Genomic DNA, 17,552 nt, shown 5'->3' on the forward strand with positions numbered 1-17,552 from the left:
CAAGGCTTGGCTTATAAAGCAAGGCCCGCATTATTTTGCCGCGGTCGCAGACCACCAGGCATCGGGAAAACCGATGCCGTACTCAGGGAGATTTTCCGGACGAACAATCGTATTCCAGTAGGCCAGGTTCAACTCGCCCTTGTAGAATTGTGGAATGACATAGTGGTTGAACAGCAGAACCCGATCAAGCGCTCTCGCAGCCGCCACCTGTTCATCACGATTGGGCGCGAAGATGACCTTTCGCACGAGCGCATCTACCGCCGGGTTTTTGATGCCGGCAAGATTGCTTGAGCCCTGGCGATCGGCGGCGGCCGATCCCCAATAATCTGCCTGCTCATTTCCGGGGTTGGGTAAGGTCGCCCACAACTTGACAACGACATCATAATCGAAGCTGCGCTGACGGTTGGTAAATTGTGACGCATCGACGGTGCGGATCGTGGCATTGACCCCGATCTTTTTCAGGTTCTGGATAAAAGGGAGAATGGTGCGTTCCATGCCTGCGGAATCGATCAAAAACTCGATATCGAGTTGCTGACCGTTCTTGCCGTTGACCATGCGATTGCCTCGCAACTCATAGCCCGCCTCTTTCATAAGCTTGACGGCCTCACGCAGATTATCGCGCTGTTTTGCCGGATCGCCGCCCACTGGATTGCGATATTCCTGCGTGAAGACTTCTGGCGGAACCTGATCCTTCAACTCCTGCAGGATTTCCAGTTCTCGACCAGCAGGAAGCCCTGATGATGCAAGCTCGCTTCCCATGAAGAAGCTGTTGATGCGCGTAAAGCTGCCATAGGCCAGCGTCTTGTTCAGATCCTCGAAATCAAACGCATAGTTCAGCGCCAAACGAAGCTTGGGGTTTTGGAACTTCTCGCGACGCTCATTGGGCACAAAGGCCTGCATGATGCCAACAGAACGGTAGATGTTGGGCAGTTGTTCTTTCTTGATGCGCCCATCCTTCACGGCGGGAATGTCATAGCCGGTGACCCAACGGCTGGATGATTGCTCCTGCCAGAAATCGATATTGCCAGATTTGAATGCCTGAAACTGCACTTCCTGATCGGCAAAAAACGAGTATGTGATGGTTTTGAAGTTGTTCTGACCAACATTGACGTTGAGGTCCTTACCCCAATAATCGTCCCGCAGTTCAAAGGAAATCGTAGAGCCCGGATTGAGGGCTGAAACCTTGTAAGGACCAGAGCCCATCACCGGCTCCAGCGTGCCGCGCGTTATGTCACGTGGCTTTCCATCGGGACCATTGCCCTCCCACCAATGCTTGGGCACGATCAGCAGTTGGCCGACGATCTGGGGTAGCTCGCGATTGCCCTTTTCATCAAAGAAAAAGGTGATGTCGCGTTCGCCCGTCACCTCAGCCTTGGAAACATGCGCATAAATCGTCGCCATCCGGGGGCTCAGATCCTTCGCCTTATCAAAGCTGAAGACGACATCTGCGGGGGTAACGGGCTTGCCATCGGCCCACTTGGCTTCTTTCCTCAGGCGAAACGTCGCCTTGGAAATGTCCTCGGGGAACGTCACGCCTTCGGCCAAAAGTCCATAGGAAGAGGACAGCTCTTCTTCTGCGGATTTGAAGAGTGTTTCGAACACAGCGCCGACGCCGGTTGCAAGTTCGCCTTTGGCCAAAAGAGGATTGAGCGTATCAAATGTTCCGGTCGCCGACATGCGCAATGTGCCACTCTTGGGCGCATCAGGATTGACATAATCGAAATGTTTGAAGCCGTTGGGATGCTTTAACTCGCCGACCGTCGAAATCCCGCTGCGCCAGACTTCACTATCCTGCGCTACAGCGCCCAGCGGCGCAGCCAAGGACGACAGAGCAGCCAGAGCCAACAAACCGGATTTCAACCTTGCCAATGCCATAGGGCGATAGTCCTTTTTACTTTTCATTGCTGCGCACAATAAGACAAACATTGGCAAAATATAGGGGGATTGCCTCACAAGCGGTTTATGCCTTCGAAATCCAGCAAACATGCTTTCACCAAATTCCCGTTCCAGCATAATATCCACGAGAATCATTTCAGGCATTGCAGGCGGCGGGCGACATGGCAAAACATTCAAGGGGCGTGGGCAAGGCATCACTCCTGGCACTTTCGGTAATGTCCATGATGGCGGTGGATCGTGTTTCAGCCTTTGCACAGGATGCACCCGCCAAGCAGGTTTTCGGCCACATGGCGTTGCCATCCGCCGGTCCCTCCGTCTCTTACGGCTCCTACGCCAAGGGTTGCCAGTCCGGGGCTGTCGCGCTTCCCACCGAGGGCCAAGGTTTTCAGGCGATGCGGCTTTCCCGCAACCGGCGCTGGGGCCAGCCGCAATTGGTCTCTTTCATCGAACGCTTCGCGCAGGACGCCCAAAAGATCGGCTGGCCGGGCCTTTTGATTGGTGACATTTCCCAGCCGCGTGGCGGGCCGATGTTGACGGGTCATGCCTCCCACCAGATCGGTCTTGATGTCGATATCTGGTGGCGGCAGATGCCAAATCAGATCATGAGCGCCGAACAGCGCGAAAGCACGCCGTTCATTTCCATGCTCGACAAAAGCAAATTCCTGACCGTGGATGATCGCAAATGGTCACCGCTCAATGCCAAACTTGTCATGATGGCGGCAAGCTATCCGCAGGTGGAACGCATTTTCGTTAACCCGGCCATCAAGCAGAAGCTATGTCAGACATGGACGGGCGACCGCACATTCATGGGCAAGATCAGGCCGATCTACGGACATGATGAGCATTTCCACGTGCGTCTGGAATGCCCGCCGGGTGCGCCCAACTGCAAGCCGCAGGCGCCCGTGGGCGCGGGCGATGGCTGCGATAAATCCTTGGCGTGGTGGTTCAGCAAGGAACCCTGGGCGCCCCCTAAGAAGGACCCCAATGCCAAGCCGCCAAAGCCGCCGCGCCCGATGATGGTATCGGATTTGCCGAAAGCCTGTGCGGTTGTCGCCGCAGCACCTGCGGCTGGCAGGGCAAGCAGTGCTCTCCAGAACGCACCCGCGCCCGCTTACGTTGAGCCGCAGTTGCAGGAAGCCGTTCCACAAGGTTTTGGCTCCGGTGGGCCGGTGCCGCCCGCTGATGTCCCGCGCCCTTCATCTCGGCCCTCATCGAATTGAACCCTCCGGCTTTTCAAACGGTGCGAAGTTGCTGTAGAAGCTTCAAATCGATTTAAAGATGCCATCTGACCAAGGCTGGGGTGCAGACCAAATGACCGGGCAACGCTGTATCGCTTTGATCGCGCATGACGAAAAGAAAGATGACATGGCGGATTTTGCCCGTCAGCATCAGGATGCACTCTCGCAATTCAGAATTGTCGCCACGGGTACCACCGGCGGGCGCATACAGGATGCGTGTCCGGGATTGTCCGTGGTGCGGCTGAAGAGTGGCCCGCTGGGTGGCGATCAGCAGATTGGCGCGATGATCGCGACAGGCGATGTGGATATGCTGATCTTCTTCATCGACCCACTCTCTTCCCAACCCCATGACGTTGACGTAAAAGCTCTGACGCGGCTTGCGACCGTCTATGATATTCCGATGGCCCTCAACCGCGCCACGGCCGAACAGCTGACCGATTTTCATTCAAAACACTAAAATGCCGGCGACCCAGGAGCAGCGATGTCCACGCAGACCGACACACTTTCCTTTCCGATTCTCATCGGAGACATCGGCGGCACCAATGCGCGCTTCAGCATCGTACCGGATGCGACATCCGAGCCGACACAGCTGACCAGCGTCAAGACCGCCGATTTCAAGACGATTGACGAGGCCATCCGCAGCGCAGTGCTGGATCACACATCATTGCTGCCCGTCTCTGCAATCCTCGCCGTCGCGGGCCCCATCGAGACAGACGAAATACCGCTGACCAATTGTGACTGGGTTGTGAAGCCCAAGGAGATGCTGGCCAATCTAGGCTTGAAAGATGTTATTGTTATCAATGATTTCGAAGCGCAGGCTTTGGCGATTGCGACTTTGGGAAGCGACGACAGGGAAACGATCGGGCCTCAGCGTCCGGATATGATCGCCTCTCGCGTCGTTCTGGGACCCGGCACTGGCCTGGGTGTCGCGGGGCTGGTCCACGCCCGTAACATGTGGTTTCCCGTCCCCGGTGAAGGCGGCCATGTGGATATCGGCCCACGCAGCGCACGTGACTATCAGGTGTTTCCGCATCTCGACACTATTGAAGGCCGTATTGCGGGTGAGCAGATCCTGTGTGGTCGCGGTCTCGTCAATCTTTATCGTGCTATCTGCCTTGCCGATGGCGTCACGCCCGTCTTTTCCGATCCTGCGGACGTCACTGCAAAGGGCCTCAGCGGCGAAGACCGCCAAGCGCAGGAAACGCTTTCGCTGTTCAGCACCTATCTTGGGCGCATCGCTGGCGATATGGCATTGATCTTCATGGCGCGTGGCGGGGTGTATCTGGCCGGTGGCATATCCCAGAAAATCATTCCCGCCTTGAGATTGCCGGAGTTCCGGGCGGCTTTCGAAGACAAGGCACCGCACAAGGCGCTGATGCGCAGCATTCCCACCCATGTCGTCACCCATCCGCAGGCAGCGCTGGCGGGACTTTCAGCCTATGCCCGCACGCCATCTGACTTCGGCCTGACACTGGACGGCAGGCGCTGGCAGGCCTGATAAAACGTCAGCACTGGTCAAAACCGGCTTGAGTGGCTATAGACGCCGATTGAATAGGCGGCGTGTCCGCTGCAACAGCTTAAGGTGGATGAACACTTGAAGACTGCCAAAAAACGGCAACTTGTTGATACCGATACGATCACGTCAGTCCTGAAGCGCATTTTCGCCGAAAATGCCCGTGATCATATTCCGGGCTATGCATTTGCGATTTTCTGCCTGCTGACCGTTGCCGGCACGACGGCGTTCACCGCCTGGATCATGGATTCGATCATCAACGAGGCCTTCGTCAACCGACGGGCCGATTTGGTCTGGATCATCTGCGCATCCATTTTCGCGGCTTTCTTCATTCGCGGCATTGCGACATATGGCCAATCCGTGGCGCTGTCGAAAATCGGCAACAACATCGTTGCGCGCTATCAGAAGCGGCTATATGCCCACCTCATGACTTTGTCGGTTGGGTATCTCAGCGAATCCCGCTCCGCCCATCTGGCAGCTCAGGTAAGCCAGAATATCGGCGGTATCAGGGATGTCATGAACATCACCGTCACAACGGTTGCCCGCGACCTTCTGACCTTCATTGCGCTCGTAATCGTGATGATCGTCAAAGACCCGGTTCTGTCCATCGTCATCGTCTTCATCGTTCCACCGCTCGTTCTTGGGCTTCGCTATATTTCCAAGCGTCTGCGACAGGTTACGCGTGATGCCGTTGTTCTCAACAGCCGCGTTTTGGGCGCCATGCAGGAAACGCTGCAAGGCATCGCCATCGTCAAAGCCTTCACAATGGAAAAGCAGCTGGAAGAGCGCGTCGACAAGGTGATCGACTCGGCGGAATGGCGCGCGAACCGCATTGCCCGGCTGACCGAAAAAAGCGCGCCCTTGACGGAAACGATTGCCGGTCTGGCCGTATCTGGCGTTCTGGCCTATGCCGCCTACCGCGCCATTTACGATAACGTTCCCCCCGGTGCTTTCTTTGCCTTTGTGACGGCGCTTCTGCTGGCCTATGACCCGGCACGTCGTCTTGCCCGTGTGCAGATTTCACTGGAACGTGCGGTCGTCAATGCCCAGATGATCTACGAAATTCTCGACATGGAGCCTGTCCAGAGACAGAAGCCAAACGCGCAGCCGTTGGCGGTCTCGGTGGCGACGGTGGAACTGCGGGATGTCGTATTTTCCTACAAGGAAGGCGGGCCGATCCTCAAAGGCGTGAGTTTCATCGCGGAGGGTGGCAAAACAACGGCTCTGGTGGGACCGTCTGGTGCGGGCAAATCGACGATCATCAATCTTATTCCCCGTTTTTACGATCCGAGCAGCGGCTCGATCCTCGTCGATGGGCAGGATATTGCTGACGTCACCACACATTCGGTACGCCAGAACCTCGCTTATGTCTCGCAGCAGCCTTACCTTTTCGAAGGAAGCATCCGCGACAACATTCGCTATGGACGGCCTGAAGCAACCGATGCCGAAATCGAAGAGGCAGCAAGGCTTGCCTATGCGCATGACTTCATTCTCGCGCAGCCGCAGGGCTATGACACACCCATTGGCGAAAACGGCATGTCGCTATCCGGTGGCCAGCGTCAGCGTCTGTCGATTGCGCGTGCTCTGGTGCGTAACGCCCCTATCCTTCTTCTGGATGAGGCTACCTCTGCGCTCGATACCGAGTCGGAGGCCGTTGTCCAGAAGGCCCTCGACACGGCAATGTCCGGTCGCACTGTCATCGTCATTGCGCACCGCCTTTCGACCGTAGTCAAGGCTGACAAGATCGTCGTGATGAACGAAGGCCTTGTCGTGGAAGAGGGCGATCATAAGACGCTTGCGCGTCGGGAAGATGGTCTTTACGCTCGTCTCAACAATCTTCAGGCGACGGGCGTTCGCGCCCTTTGAACCAACGGTAGGACCCGATGAGCGACAATGTCATGAAACTGGTGGTCGTTGGCGCGGCCGGGCGCATGGGCCAGACCCTTATCCGGGTGATCCATGAAACTCCGGGCGTCGAACTTCATGCAGCCGTCGAGCGTGAAAGCTCGCCCTTCATTGGGCGCGACGCGGGCGAATTGTCCGGGCTAGGTCCTATCGGTATTCCAGTCACAAGCGATGCGCTTGCGGCTTTCCTTCATGCAGATGGTGTGATCGATTTCACGTCTCCGAAGAGCAGCGTAGAATTTGCAACGCTTTCCGCACAGGCACGCATTGTCCACGTTATCGGAACGACAGGCTGCTCAAATGAGGACGAGGCACGCTTCGAGGCAGCCGCCCGTCATGCCCGAGTGGTCAAATCTGGCAATATGAGCCTTGGCGTCAATCTTCTCGGTGTCCTGACCAAGCAGGCCGCACGGGCTCTCGATGGCAAAAACTGGGATATCGAAATCCTGGAAATGCACCACAAGCATAAGGTCGATGCTCCCTCCGGCACCGCTCTCCTTCTGGGAGAGGCGGCAGCGCAGGGTCGTGATATCGACCTCTCGACTAATTCGGTTCGCGTACGTGACGGACATACCGGCGCGCGCGAGACCGGCACAATCGGTTTTGCAACATTGCGCGGCGGTTCTGTCGTTGGTGACCATTCCGTTATTTTTGCAGGCGAAGGTGAGCAGGTTACGCTCACCCACCACGCCGCCGACCGCTCCATATTCGCACGCGGCGCGATTTCTGCAGCCCTTTGGGCCAGGGATCAAAAGCCCGGTCTTTATTCCATGCTGGACGTTCTCGGTCTGGCTGACGCCACATAATCAACCTCTGGGAGAGCAATCGATATGAGCGGAACACTCGTCCTCGTTCGTCACGGCCAAAGTGACTGGAACCTGAAAAACCTGTTTACCGGCTGGCGCGACCCGGACCTGACGGAACTTGGCGTTCAGGAAGCTAATGCCGGCGGCAAGGCGCTTGCAGATTACGGCATCAAATTCGACGTTGCCTATACATCGTCGCTGATCCGCGCCCAGAGAACCTGCCAGATGGTTCTGGATAATGTCGGTCAGTCAGACCTCGAAACCATTCGCGACGAAGCGCTGAACGAGCGTGACTACGGCGATCTTTCCGGCTTGAACAAGGATGATGCCCGCGAAAAGTGGGGCGAAGATCAGGTTCATATCTGGCGCCGGTCCTATGACATTCCACCTCCAGGCGGCGAAAGCCTGCGTGACACGGGCGCCCGCGTCTGGCCCTACTACCTGACCGAGATTTTGCCCCGCGTTTTGACAGGCGAAACCGTTCTGGTCGCGGCACACGGAAACTCGTTGCGTTCGCTGGTAATGGTGCTGGACAAGTTGAGCAAGGAAGAGATCCTGAAGCTCAATCTCGCGACAGGCGTGCCGATGGTTTACAAGTTGAATGCTGATTCAACAGTTGCTTCGAAGGAAGTGCTCGGCGACATGTCGGCAGCGCACTAGCCATCCAATAAAAAAGCGCTGGACCTTCAAGGTTCCAGCGCTTTTAACGATCCAAATAATTTTTGCGATCCATGAGCTTAAATACCGCGACGCTCACCAAACCAATAGGCACAAGCGACGCTTGACGTGGCAAATACAGCGAAGAAAAGCGCAATAATAACTTCGATTTCCATTAGCCTTTACTCCTTCGGTTGGTGATGACTGTGCAGATATAACGTGCAAAGCTTGAAGAAGTTTCATCGCTGTTGCATGTATGCTGGTAACGGTTGCGTTTCCTCGCTATTTCGACCCCAGCAAACGTCTTGGCAGGTGGAAAATTCCGGTAGCCCATCATCATTCCGTCACGCGAAAGGGCTAGTTGGCCCTTGCGGCCTTGCATGGCAAGGGCGTATGACCTCAACAGTTCCGTCACTGCGGATAGCTGAAAGTGCGATTGAGTGCGCTACGCGATCTATTTTACCCCCGCCGAAAACGATGCGCTAAGCCGCAAAGCCTCCCGCTGGCTCGGGCGTGATGCCTTTACCGACACCATCCATAACGACCACAGCGACCATGCCGAAATAACCGCAGAGCCGCGACGCTATGGATTTCACGCGACGCTGAAAGCGCCGTTTAGCCTTGCTGATGATCGCAACGAGGATGAGCTTCTCGCAGCTCTGGAGCGTTTTGTCCGCAGCCGTCATGCCTTCGATATTCCGAAAGTCGTCATCGGCAATCTCGGGCCATTCTTCGCAATCGTGCCAGACGAAACGCACCAGCCGCTCCAGAATTTTGCGGCTGACGTGGTAACGCATTTCGAGTCCTTCCGCGCCCCCCTCTCCGACGCTGATATCGCAAGGCGCAGGCCGCAGGATCTGAGCGAGAGCCAGAGGCGCAATCTGGTGGATTGGGGCTATCCGCATGTCATGGACGATTTCCGCTTCCACATGACACTGACAGGACCCGTGGACGTATCGAACCGTGCGCATATGTCTGAGGTTCTCAACGCCGAATTTTCCGATTTCACCAATCGTTTGCTGCCTATATCGGGCCTTGGCCTGTTTGTTGAGCCGGCACGCGGCCAACCGTTCCGCGTTCACACATGGTTGCCGCTTTTGAACGCAAATGAACACCAGAATTCCGTCCAGAAAGAAGTATTCCCATGACCGAGCAGGTTTTCAGCAATGCACGCATCGTGCTCGATAACGAGATTATTGAAGGCTCCGTGCTGGTCAAAGACGGGCTGATTTCCGATATCAGCGCTGGGTCATCCCATCTTGGTGAGAATTTCGAAGGTGATTACCTCATTGCCGGGCTTGTGGAACTACACACCGACCATCTGGAGCAGCACTATTCGCCGCGTCCGGGTGTGACGTGGAACAAGACGGCGGCTATTCAGGCCCATGACGCGCAGGTCGCATCATCCGGCATCACCACCGTATTCGATTGCCTTCGCCTGGGTTCCGACGAGGATGGCGGCTTTGCACGCGGCGAGATGCGCGAGATGGCCGATGCCATCGAAAAGGCGCAGAGCGAGAACCGCCTGCGCGCCGACCATCTTCTGCACCTTCGCTGCGAGGTCGCCTCATCAGACGTTCTTGAGCATTTCGAAGACTTCGAAAACGACCCTCAGGTGAAGCTGATTTCGCTCATGGACCACTCTCCGGGCCAGCGCCAGTTCCAGACCATGGACCAGTATATCGTCTTTTATCAGAAGAAGCGTGGCCTCAGCGATGAGGTCTTCAAGGCCTTCATAGATCGTCGCGTCGCGGCATCGGCGAAATATTCCAGCAAACATCGCGACTATCTCTCTGAGCAATGCCTCAAGCGCGGCATCACCATTGCCAGCCATGACGATGCAACGCATGCCCATGTCGATGAGGCGATCAGCCACGGCGTGAAGCTCGCCGAGTTTCCGACCAGTGTCGAAGCGGCCAAGGCATCGCATGGGGCAGGCATGAGCGTGCTGATGGGCGCACCCAACATTGTGCGCGGGAAATCCCATTCCGGCAATATTGCCGCACGCGATCTGGCCGAACTCGACGTTCTCGACGTTCTGTCTTCGGATTACGTGCCATTCAGCCTTCTCTATGCGCCGTTCCTTCTCGCCGATCAGGTCGATGGCATGACGCTTCCAAAGGCGCTTTCGATGGTGACGGCAACCCCTGCCCGCACGGTCGGGCTATCGGATCGCGGCCGCATTGCCACCGGTCTGCGCGCCGATATCATCCGCGTTCATCGCGACGAAGATGTGCCCGTTGTCAGGGGTGTGTGGCGGCAAGGCAGGCGCGTTGCATGAGTGATATTTCCAAGCGCCCCGGCGTCATGATTGTCGTGGTCGGACCGAGCGGTGCGGGAAAAGACACGCTGATGGACTTCGCCGCGCGCCGTTTCGAAAAGCATGATGGCATCCATTTCGCCCGCCGCGTCATTACCCGAAGCCATGATGCGGGCGGGGAAAACCATGATGCTGTCAGCGAGGCCGAATTTGCGCGCCGGTTGGCTTCAAGAGAGTTTTGCGTGTCCTGGCAGGCGCATGGCCTGAGCTACGGCATACCGACTTTGGTCAAGGAGCGGCTTGCGCGGGGCGAAACCGTTATTGCCAACGGTTCCCGCTCCGCCCTTAGTCAGTTCAAATCGGTTTTCACCACCATGAAGGTGGTGAATGTCGTGGCACGGCTGGATGTTCTGGCCGCGCGGCTCGAAAGCCGGGGCCGCGAGAGCCGGGAAGAGATTCTTCTTCGGCTCCAGCGCAGTTCGCTCGATGTCTGCGGTGACTTCGACGTCACGACAATCGACAATAGCGGCGCGCTGGAGACATCAGGCGCGGCTTTCGCCGCGCTGCTGAATGAGCACATCCGCTCCGGCCAAAAATCAGAGCGCCCGGATCTGGGTCATCATATCATCGTCAATGACGATGCCCTGCTCCAGCGACTGCCTGCGAAGGCCCTGGCTGCGGCGGCCCGGCAGCCGGACATTGTCCTGCCCCTCGATCTCGGCAGCCATCATGGCCAGCCGGTGGGCGAAGATATGGTCGCCCGCAATGGCCGGATCGATGGCGATGATGGTGTGACCCAGCGACGGTGCTGTGCCGGTGTCGTCGAGCAAGGATGATGCTTCAAAACCGAAGTTGCCACCCGTCAGTCCTGCGGCCATCACCTCCACCATCAGCGCAAGTGCCGCACCCTTGGCATCTCCCGCAGGCACCATCGTTCCTTTGATCGCTTCATCGGCGTCAGTGGTCGGGCGCCCGTTGGCATCCAGCGCCCAATCATCGGGAATGCTCTCACCCTTCTGACGCGCAGCCATGATCTTGCCGCGTGCGACCTTGGACAGAGCGAGGTCGATCACCAGCGGATCAGCCCCCTCGACCGGCGCTGCAAAAGCAATCGGGTTGGTACCGTAAAGTGGCTTGATGCCACCCCAAGGGGCCATGGAGGCCGGTGCATTGGCGACCATGAAAGCGACAAGGCCCAATTCTGCGAAGCGCTCTACCGTCAGCGCCATGACGCCAGCATGGTGCGACCGACCAATCACGGCAAGCGCAATGCCCTGCGCCTTGGCAATCGCCGGAAGGCGCTCAACGGCGGCATCGATAGCCGGGTAAGCATAGCCGTGAGCTGCATCCACTGACAGAACGGCGGGACGAAGCAGCGTCACAACGGGTTCGGCTTTTCCATCGACCTTGCCGACATGCAACTGGCTGATATAGGCCGGAAGCCTGCGGATACCGTGCCCACCCTGCCCTGCGGCCTCTGCTGCAATGAGGGCGCGGGCAACAGATCGCGCATTGTGGGGCAGAACGCCATTTTTCTCGAATATGGAAGAGACCAGTTCTTCCGCCTGCTCAATGCTGAATTTCATGACTATGACTGTTTCCTGATGAAGAAACAGGCATAACCCATTCCTGCGTTAGAAAGCCATATGGCAACAGCGAAAACAGGTGGACCCGCTCTGGGCGGGTCTCACTGGATTTCGATTCTCACCTGGAATGCAGTTTGAGAGCCCGGCGGCGGCTCGGGTACGGTGATACCCTCGATGGAACCGGCAATCTTCCTGTCCACGGTCGCATCTCCCGTGGAGCCCAGAACGCGAACGCCACCGATGGAGCCACCACCGCTCACGTTAAAAGCGACGGTGACGGCCATTCCCTTGGAGCCTTCACGCGATACGCGACGTGAGACGGCGGAACGGACCCTTGAGTTCCACTTTGCGGGCGAAACAGAAGACGAGAAGAAACCTGCGCTGGTTTTGGCCGCTGCGGTGCGGTCCGACTTTGTCGTTTCGACCCTGGCGGCCGTCTTCTCGGCGGATGCGGGAGGCGCAGGAGTGGACTTGCGCTCAACCTTTTTCTTTTCGACCTCTTCCTTCTTTTTCTCGGCCACAGGTGGCGGTGGCGGGCGCAACACCGGCAGCGGCACTTCGACGTTTTCGAGCGCCGCCATCTGCTGTTCCTGTATCGGGTCGATCTCTTCTAACGGCTCTGGCGGTTCTTCCGGCAAGGGTTCGACCACCTCCTGCGGGGGTTCCGGCATTGGCTCAGGCTCAGGCGGCGTTTCCTGAACAATTGGCTCTGGCATGGGCTGTGGCATTTCCGGAGGAGGCACATCCTCTAACGGCTCGGAAACGATGCTTTTGACGTCCTGAACGTCCTCAACATCATTGGTTTCAACCGTTTCTTCCGTCTGCGTGGCTTCCGGAAGCGCAGCAAGTTCAATCATGATGGCCGCTGGCGGGCCGCCATCGACTTCCTGCTCGACCGGTTCCTGCATCAGGTAGTAGGCACCGCCCGCATGGACGGAAAGCGTCAACAGACCGGCAACCGCCCAGAGGGCAACTTCTCCCAGCCGGGAGCGTCCGGGAATGGGGAAGGAGCCGTCACTCATGGCGTGGCTCCACCGGGCGCGGGCGCAGGTGCGGCCGCGGGCGGGCTTGCAGCCGCAGCACCCTCAAGGCCCACCAGCGCAATCTTGAGATAGCCGCTGTCACGCAGCATGTTCATGACCTCCATAAAGTGGCCGTAATCGACCGCCTTGTCGGCACGCAGGAAAATACGAGTGTCTTTCTTGCCGCCTGTGCGCGCATCAAGGCTCGCGGCCAGCGCATCCTTTGAGACCGCGTCATTGCCAAGATTGAGCGAGAGGTCATCCTTGACCGTGAGGTAGAGCGGCTCTTCGGGACGCTCCGCGGGCTTTGCGCTGGATGCGGGCAGATCGACATTCACATCGACGGTTGCCAGAGGTGCCGCCACCATGAAGATGATCAGCAGAACCAGCATCACGTCGATGAAGGGCGTGACGTTGATCTCGTGGTTCTCGGAGAGTTCGTCTCCACCGCCTTCCCGAATACCGCCAGCCATGATCAGCGCCCCACGAGCGAGACGGCAGGCCGCGCAGAGCTGCCTGGCGGAATGCGGCGGAAATCAAGATCGCGACTGACGAGGCGTTCGACACCGGCAGCGACATCGGCCAGCAAGTGGCGATAGCCGGTGATGGAGCGGGCAAAGACGTTATAGATCACCACCGCCGGAATAGCGGCAACCAGACCGATGGCGGTTGCCAGAAGGGCTTCGGCAATACCGGGTGCCACGACGGCCAGATTGGTCGTCTGCGATTCCGAGATGCTGATGAACGAATTCATGATGCCCCAGACCGTTCCGAACAGGCCAACGAAAGGTGAAACAGAACCGATGGTCGCCAGAACGCCCGTTCCGCGTGACATGCGGCGTCCTGCATGGGTTTCGATGCGACCGAGAACGGAAGAGACGCGCTCCTTGATGCCGCCGCCATCCGTGTGCTCCACAACAGCGTCGGAAAGCTGCATTTCATGGGTCGCCATGCGCAGCATGAGCGCGCCGGGACCACCCTTTTTCTCCAGCGCATCAGTGGCTTCTGCGAGCGTCCGCGACTTGTGAACGATCTTGAGCGTGGACTTGGCGCGAATGCTTGCACCGGCAAGCTCGATGGTCTTTGCAATCCAGACGGTCCATGTCATCAGCGATGCAATGGCTAGCCCGATCATCACACTCTTGACCACCCAGTCGGCGGCCATGAACATGCCCCATGGGGACAGGTTGTGCGGAATATCCGTGCGCGCATCAGCTGTGCCCGTGGCGGGCGCCTCAGCTGCGGCAGGCACTTGCGGATCTGCGAGCGTCGGCTGAAGCGGTGCATCATTTGCGGATGCAGGTGCCGCCTGCGGCTGTGGCTGCGCGGGCGTGGCGTCCGACTGGGTAGGCGCAACAGGTGCCGGGGTGGGCTCTACTGGTGCGGGAGTGACCTGTGTTTGCGTCGATGGCGCTGCGTCCTGCACAACAGGCGCAGGCGCTGTTGACGGTGGCGCGGGTGGCGTCTGGGCCAGAGCTGAACCGGCGAAAAGACCAGCAGCCAGAGATAGCGTGATGACAGCAGACCCGCACCGTTTTTTCGACAAAGCAGTGGAGTTTGACAAAAAGGTCATTCTATCAGGTGCCATCATCATCATCCCGGATCTCGTAAAAGCGAAGATTTGAAAGCCACAACCTGCATGTCTCGAAAAATCTCGGATGCAATCGTGTCTGCTTGTCTCGCTAACAAAGTTGACTGGGAAAGACAACTAATAGATCAGGAAAATATGATCCGCAAACTCGCCTTATGTAAAAAGACTGTGGGAGAGAAGGCTTAGATCTGCTGCGACGGCATGAATTGCGCCACCAGCTCGTGACGATCTCCGGGATAAGTCACTTTTACGTGAGTGATATAGGCCTGTCCGTTCGATGTTCGGCGTTCTATCACCAAACAGGCGGTTCCGTTGGGAATGGCCAGCGCTTCAGCCACGCGCTTGTCTGCCGCTATCGCACGGATGCGATGTTCGGCGGCACTCCAGGGCACCATCTGCAACAGCCATGATCCCGGCCCTGTCGTGGAAAAATCGGCATCCTTTGCTTCGGGCACGGTTGAGACGTTGATGACCCGCTCTTCAAGACAAAAGGGCGCGTCGGCGGCAAAGTGGCGGCAGGTCAACGAGAGGACCGAAGCACCCGCTTCCACACCCAGCATGGCCTGGTCGGCGGCGGTCGATGTCCGCAATTGGCGACGATCAAGCCGGTAAGCATAGATCAGCCCAAGCGCCTGCACCTCACGTTGAATGTCCTGAATTTCCAGAACGGCCGATTGCGCATGCGGCTGCGTCACGAAGGAGCCGGAACGGCGGCGGCGCTCGATCAGACCTTTCTTCACCAGCTCGCCCAAGGCCTTGTTCACGGTCATCCGTGAGCAGCCATAGTCCAGCGTCAGTTCGTGCTCGAAGGGAATGCGGTGGCCGGGCGGCCATTCGCCGGACAGAATACGCCCTTCGACATCGCCCATAATCCGCTCATGCAGTGATTTTTCCTGAACCCGAGGGGCGTCAGTCATAAGTTCGCTCGTCCTGTTGCATCGTGCGGTGATACCATCCCCCAACCTGCTTAGCCATATGGAGCATCATCACGGTTGAAAACCAAGTGGCGGCGGGCTTACACTCCCCTTGTTCCGGGCACGCAGATCGCAAGGGTCCGAACACGATATACGAGACCTCATGACCCGACAGAGACGCCGCACAATCATCCGCGCAAGGCGCACGGCAGCTGGCATTGCGCTTGTTGCCGCCATTTCCTTCATCGCGGGCATGACGGATGCGATCGGTGTGACCATGTCGGGAGATTTCGTATCCTTCATGACCGGAAACACGACCCGCGCAGCGCTCTCTCTGCAATCGGGCGAAATCGGCCATGGCCTGATCCTGCTGCTCGCCATATTGATTTTCGTGGCGGGCAATGCGGGTGGCGTCATTATCGCGCAAACCTCGCAGCGGCGGCTTTTTACCGTTCTGTGCTCGGTCAGCCTTGCTATGGCCTGTGCCGCGCTGTTGCAGACACGCGATATGACATTGGGGGCTTTTTATCTCGTCGTTTTCGCCATGGGCATGATCAATGCTGCAGTTGAGCATGTCGAAGGCCTGCCTATTGGGCTCACCTATGTGACCGGCGCACTTTCCCGCTTCGGGCGCGGCATCGGTCGTTTCATTCTAGGAGAGCGAAAGCTGGACTGGACCATACAGATCGTGCCGTGGATCGGCATGGTGACAGGCGCCATTTCAGGCGCAATTCTTGCGACCTACGTTCAGGCTCAGGCACTCTTGATTGTCGCTTTGCTGATCTTTGCCCTCGCGCTCGCCAGCCTGCTCATGCCCCACGCTCTGAGCCGCCGGTTCCAGGCCAATGTGATGACCGGAACCGTCAGGCGGAAATAAGCGCTATTTGGCGGAAATCGTCACGAATTTCGTGCCCCGGACACGCACGGTCATGATGCAGGGTGCGGTGTCGGTGCGCTCGCAAAAACGCGGGTGCATTTTCAGCTCGAAGACCATGTTGCCGAAACGCATGATGAAGTCATAACCGTAGATGGTGGCGGTCGCGATCATCAGATAGCCGCCTTCCTTGACCTGCACATAGAAATTATAGGGGCAGCCATCCTCGTTGCAGCTGCGTCCCTTTTCGCCGTCGCAGGTCAGTTCGCCACGGTTGGTCAGTGCATCCATCAGCCCGTCATTGTTGATATCGAGGCGGGTCACAAAACCGGGGCCGAACTCCGCCACTTTGCACTCGGTGCGAAAGTGGTCTTTCTCGTAGATCTCGGGGTCGCTGACCAATTGCTGCTGGGCCTGCGCCATCATGGGAAACGCCAGAAGCACAAGCGTTTGAAGCGTAACGAAGAGAAGGCGTTTCACGGCATTTTCCTTTGGTTCTGTTTCCGCTATGGATGCGGCAGCATGGGGCATGTCATATTTGATCCGGCTGTGGATCCTATCCGGCGGCCCTTGCGTCACACTGACCGCGCAAACATTCGAGGAGCGCCTTTCCATGACCCTTCTGGCCTTTCTCGATTATGCCGGCGTTGCCGTTTTCGCAGCAACGGGTGCGCTCGCGGCCTCCCGCAAGCAGCTGGATTTCATTGGCTTTCTGTTTTTTGCGGCGGTGACAGGCATTGGCGGCGGTACGCTTCGCGATCTCGTTCTTGGCCGTGCACCGGTATTCTGGATTATCAACCCCACCTATATTCTCGTCTGCGCTGTCATTGCAGCCCTCGTCTATCTGACGGCCCATCTACTGGAATCCCGCTACCGTCTCTTGATCTGGCTGGATGCCGTGGGACTCTCCGCCTATTGCGTGATGGGAGCCGCCAAAGGCCTGGCCGTGACCGGATCACCCACCGTTGCCATCGTCACCGGCACCATGACCGCGACCTTTGGGGGTCTGTTGCGTGATATTCTGGCTGGTGAACCCTCGGTGCTTTTGAGGCCGGAGGTCTATATTAGCTGTGCCCTGGCGGGTGCCTGCGTCTTCACCGCCGCCCACGCCATCGGCATGCCGCTTCTTGTCGCGTCTGCCGTCGGCGTGCTCACCGCCTTTGCCATCCGAAGCGGCGCGCTGATTTTCGGTTGGACATTCCCGCGCTACCATCCCCGCCCCGGACGACCGCCTGAAGACGTCATGTAGGTCTCCCTATCGCCTCAATGCAAAAGGCGCCTTGCGGCGCC

At 57.9% G+C, this 17,552-nt stretch carries 17 protein-coding genes and 1 pseudogene; 11 read left to right on the forward strand and 7 right to left on the reverse strand.

From position 1 onward, the window contains the following. Window positions 1-30: 30 nt before the first annotated feature. Complete coding sequence (locus tag IFT53_RS04320; RefSeq protein ID WP_192063819.1) at window positions 31-1,875, reverse strand: extracellular solute-binding protein; 1,845 nt, start codon at window positions 1,873-1,875, stop codon at window positions 31-33. Between the two features lie 182 nt (window positions 1,876-2,057). On the opposite strand from IFT53_RS04320, the gene mepA reads away from it, so the two are divergent. The 9 genes and pseudogenes from mepA to phnN all read left to right on the forward strand — a co-directional run. Next, window positions 2,058-3,116: a penicillin-insensitive murein endopeptidase gene (mepA, locus tag IFT53_RS04325; protein ID WP_192063209.1), complete on the forward strand. Its 1,059-nt coding sequence runs from the start codon at window positions 2,058-2,060 to the stop codon at window positions 3,114-3,116. 91 nt (window positions 3,117-3,207) lie between these two features. Continuing rightward, complete coding sequence (locus IFT53_RS04330; protein WP_042616398.1) at window positions 3,208-3,591, forward strand: methylglyoxal synthase; 384 nt, start codon at window positions 3,208-3,210, stop codon at window positions 3,589-3,591. 24 nt (window positions 3,592-3,615) lie between these two features. Next, a complete protein-coding gene (locus tag IFT53_RS04335; protein WP_192063208.1) occupies window positions 3,616-4,632 on the forward strand; it encodes a glucokinase in 1,017 nt (338 codons plus the stop codon). 96 nt (window positions 4,633-4,728) lie between these two features. Next, window positions 4,729-6,513: an ABC transporter ATP-binding protein gene (locus tag IFT53_RS04340; RefSeq protein WP_192063207.1), complete on the forward strand. Its 1,785-nt coding sequence runs from the start codon at window positions 4,729-4,731 to the stop codon at window positions 6,511-6,513. Between the two features lie 17 nt (window positions 6,514-6,530). After that, window positions 6,531-7,358, forward strand: coding sequence for a 4-hydroxy-tetrahydrodipicolinate reductase (gene dapB / locus IFT53_RS04345; protein WP_192063206.1), 828 nt, complete (start codon window positions 6,531-6,533; stop codon window positions 7,356-7,358). Between the two features lie 24 nt (window positions 7,359-7,382). Continuing rightward, window positions 7,383-8,018 carry a 2,3-bisphosphoglycerate-dependent phosphoglycerate mutase gene (locus IFT53_RS04350; protein ID WP_192063205.1) on the forward strand — a complete coding sequence of 212 codons (636 nt, stop codon included), beginning with the start codon at window positions 7,383-7,385 and terminating at the stop codon, window positions 8,016-8,018. Window positions 8,019-8,455: 437 nt separating this feature from the next. Next, window positions 8,456-9,163, forward strand: coding sequence for a DUF1045 domain-containing protein (locus IFT53_RS04355; protein ID WP_192063204.1), 708 nt, complete (start codon window positions 8,456-8,458; stop codon window positions 9,161-9,163). Continuing rightward, window positions 9,160-10,296: an alpha-D-ribose 1-methylphosphonate 5-triphosphate diphosphatase gene (locus tag IFT53_RS04360; RefSeq protein WP_192063203.1), complete on the forward strand. Its 1,137-nt coding sequence runs from the start codon at window positions 9,160-9,162 to the stop codon at window positions 10,294-10,296. The genes IFT53_RS04355 and IFT53_RS04360 overlap by 4 nt, the downstream gene beginning before the upstream one ends. Then, window positions 10,293-10,859 (forward strand): annotated as a pseudogene (phnN, locus tag IFT53_RS04365) (phosphonate metabolism protein/1,5-bisphosphokinase (PRPP-forming) PhnN); the annotation flags it as partial. The gene IFT53_RS04360 and the pseudogene phnN, both read left to right, overlap by 4 nt. A 12-nt stretch (window positions 10,860-10,871) precedes the next feature. Here phnN and IFT53_RS04370 read toward each other — a convergent pair. The 5 genes from IFT53_RS04370 to hutC form a co-directional block, all read right to left on the reverse strand. After that, window positions 10,872-11,861, reverse strand: coding sequence for an Ldh family oxidoreductase (locus tag IFT53_RS04370; RefSeq protein ID WP_192063202.1), 990 nt, complete (start codon window positions 11,859-11,861; stop codon window positions 10,872-10,874). Window positions 11,862-11,962: 101 nt separating this feature from the next. Further along, window positions 11,963-12,883 (reverse strand): TonB family protein, encoded by a 921-nt coding sequence (locus IFT53_RS04375; RefSeq protein ID WP_192063201.1) that lies wholly within the window; start codon window positions 12,881-12,883, stop codon window positions 11,963-11,965. Beyond that, window positions 12,880-13,356, reverse strand: a complete 477-nt coding sequence (gene exbD / locus IFT53_RS04380; protein ID WP_192063200.1) for a TonB system transport protein ExbD — start codon at window positions 13,354-13,356, stop codon at window positions 12,880-12,882. Before exbD ends, IFT53_RS04375 begins: the two co-directional genes overlap by 4 nt. Window positions 13,357-13,358: 2 nt before the next feature. Next, the gene (gene exbB / locus IFT53_RS04385; protein ID WP_192063199.1) at window positions 13,359-14,471 is read right to left on the reverse strand and encodes a tonB-system energizer ExbB; all 1,113 of its coding nucleotides are present in this window, start codon (window positions 14,469-14,471) and stop codon (window positions 13,359-13,361) included. Window positions 14,472-14,656: 185 nt separating this feature from the next. Further along, a complete protein-coding gene (hutC, locus tag IFT53_RS04390) occupies window positions 14,657-15,391 on the reverse strand; it encodes a histidine utilization repressor (protein ID WP_192063198.1) in 735 nt (244 codons plus the stop codon). Window positions 15,392-15,551: 160 nt separating this feature from the next. Here hutC and IFT53_RS04395 point away from each other — a divergent pair, with 160 nt between their 5' ends. Continuing rightward, window positions 15,552-16,265, forward strand: coding sequence for a YoaK family protein (locus IFT53_RS04395; RefSeq protein ID WP_192063197.1), 714 nt, complete (start codon window positions 15,552-15,554; stop codon window positions 16,263-16,265). A gap of 3 nt (window positions 16,266-16,268) precedes the next feature. On the opposite strand, the gene IFT53_RS04400 is transcribed toward IFT53_RS04395, so the two are convergent. Continuing rightward, a complete protein-coding gene (locus tag IFT53_RS04400; protein WP_192063818.1) occupies window positions 16,269-16,688 on the reverse strand; it encodes a hypothetical protein in 420 nt (139 codons plus the stop codon). A gap of 187 nt (window positions 16,689-16,875) precedes the next feature. On the opposite strand from IFT53_RS04400, the gene IFT53_RS04405 reads away from it, so the two are divergent. After that, window positions 16,876-17,511 (forward strand): trimeric intracellular cation channel family protein, encoded by a 636-nt coding sequence (locus tag IFT53_RS04405; RefSeq protein WP_192063817.1) that lies wholly within the window; start codon window positions 16,876-16,878, stop codon window positions 17,509-17,511. Window positions 17,512-17,552: the final 41 nt, after the last annotated feature.

Source organism: Rhizobium sp. CFBP 13644 (assembly GCF_014842165.1).
GTDB classification, from domain to species: Bacteria; Pseudomonadota; Alphaproteobacteria; order Rhizobiales; family Rhizobiaceae; genus Agrobacterium; species Agrobacterium tumefaciens_C.

Bases quoted from the DNA above. Each gene is read 5' to 3' on its own strand.
- IFT53_RS04330 (WP_042616398.1), top strand. From the start codon at position 3,208: ATGACCGGGCAACGCTGTATCGCTTTGATCGCGCATGACGAAAAGAAA.
- dapB (WP_192063206.1), top strand. From the start codon at position 6,531: ATGAGCGACAATGTCATGAAACTGGTGGTCGTTGGCGCGGCCGGGCGC.
- IFT53_RS04375 (WP_192063201.1), bottom strand. From the start codon at position 12,883: ATGAGTGACGGCTCCTTCCCCATTCCCGGACGCTCCCGGCTGGGAGAA.
- IFT53_RS04320 (WP_192063819.1), bottom strand. From the start codon at position 1,875: ATGGCATTGGCAAGGTTGAAATCCGGTTTGTTGGCTCTGGCTGCTCTG.
- IFT53_RS04350 (WP_192063205.1), top strand. From the start codon at position 7,383: ATGAGCGGAACACTCGTCCTCGTTCGTCACGGCCAAAGTGACTGGAAC.
- IFT53_RS04335 (WP_192063208.1), top strand. From the start codon at position 3,616: ATGTCCACGCAGACCGACACACTTTCCTTTCCGATTCTCATCGGAGAC.
- mepA (WP_192063209.1), top strand. From the start codon at position 2,058: ATGGCAAAACATTCAAGGGGCGTGGGCAAGGCATCACTCCTGGCACTT.
- IFT53_RS04360 (WP_192063203.1), top strand. From the start codon at position 9,160: ATGACCGAGCAGGTTTTCAGCAATGCACGCATCGTGCTCGATAACGAG.
- exbB (WP_192063199.1), bottom strand. From the start codon at position 14,471: ATGGCACCTGATAGAATGACCTTTTTGTCAAACTCCACTGCTTTGTCG.
- IFT53_RS04370 (WP_192063202.1), bottom strand. From the start codon at position 11,861: ATGAAATTCAGCATTGAGCAGGCGGAAGAACTGGTCTCTTCCATATTC.
- IFT53_RS04395 (WP_192063197.1), top strand. From the start codon at position 15,552: ATGACCCGACAGAGACGCCGCACAATCATCCGCGCAAGGCGCACGGCA.
- hutC (WP_192063198.1), bottom strand. From the start codon at position 15,391: ATGACTGACGCCCCTCGGGTTCAGGAAAAATCACTGCATGAGCGGATT.
- IFT53_RS04405 (WP_192063817.1), top strand. From the start codon at position 16,876: ATGACCCTTCTGGCCTTTCTCGATTATGCCGGCGTTGCCGTTTTCGCA.
- exbD (WP_192063200.1), bottom strand. From the start codon at position 13,356: ATGGCTGGCGGTATTCGGGAAGGCGGTGGAGACGAACTCTCCGAGAAC.
- IFT53_RS04400 (WP_192063818.1), bottom strand. From the start codon at position 16,688: ATGATGGCGCAGGCCCAGCAGCAATTGGTCAGCGACCCCGAGATCTAC.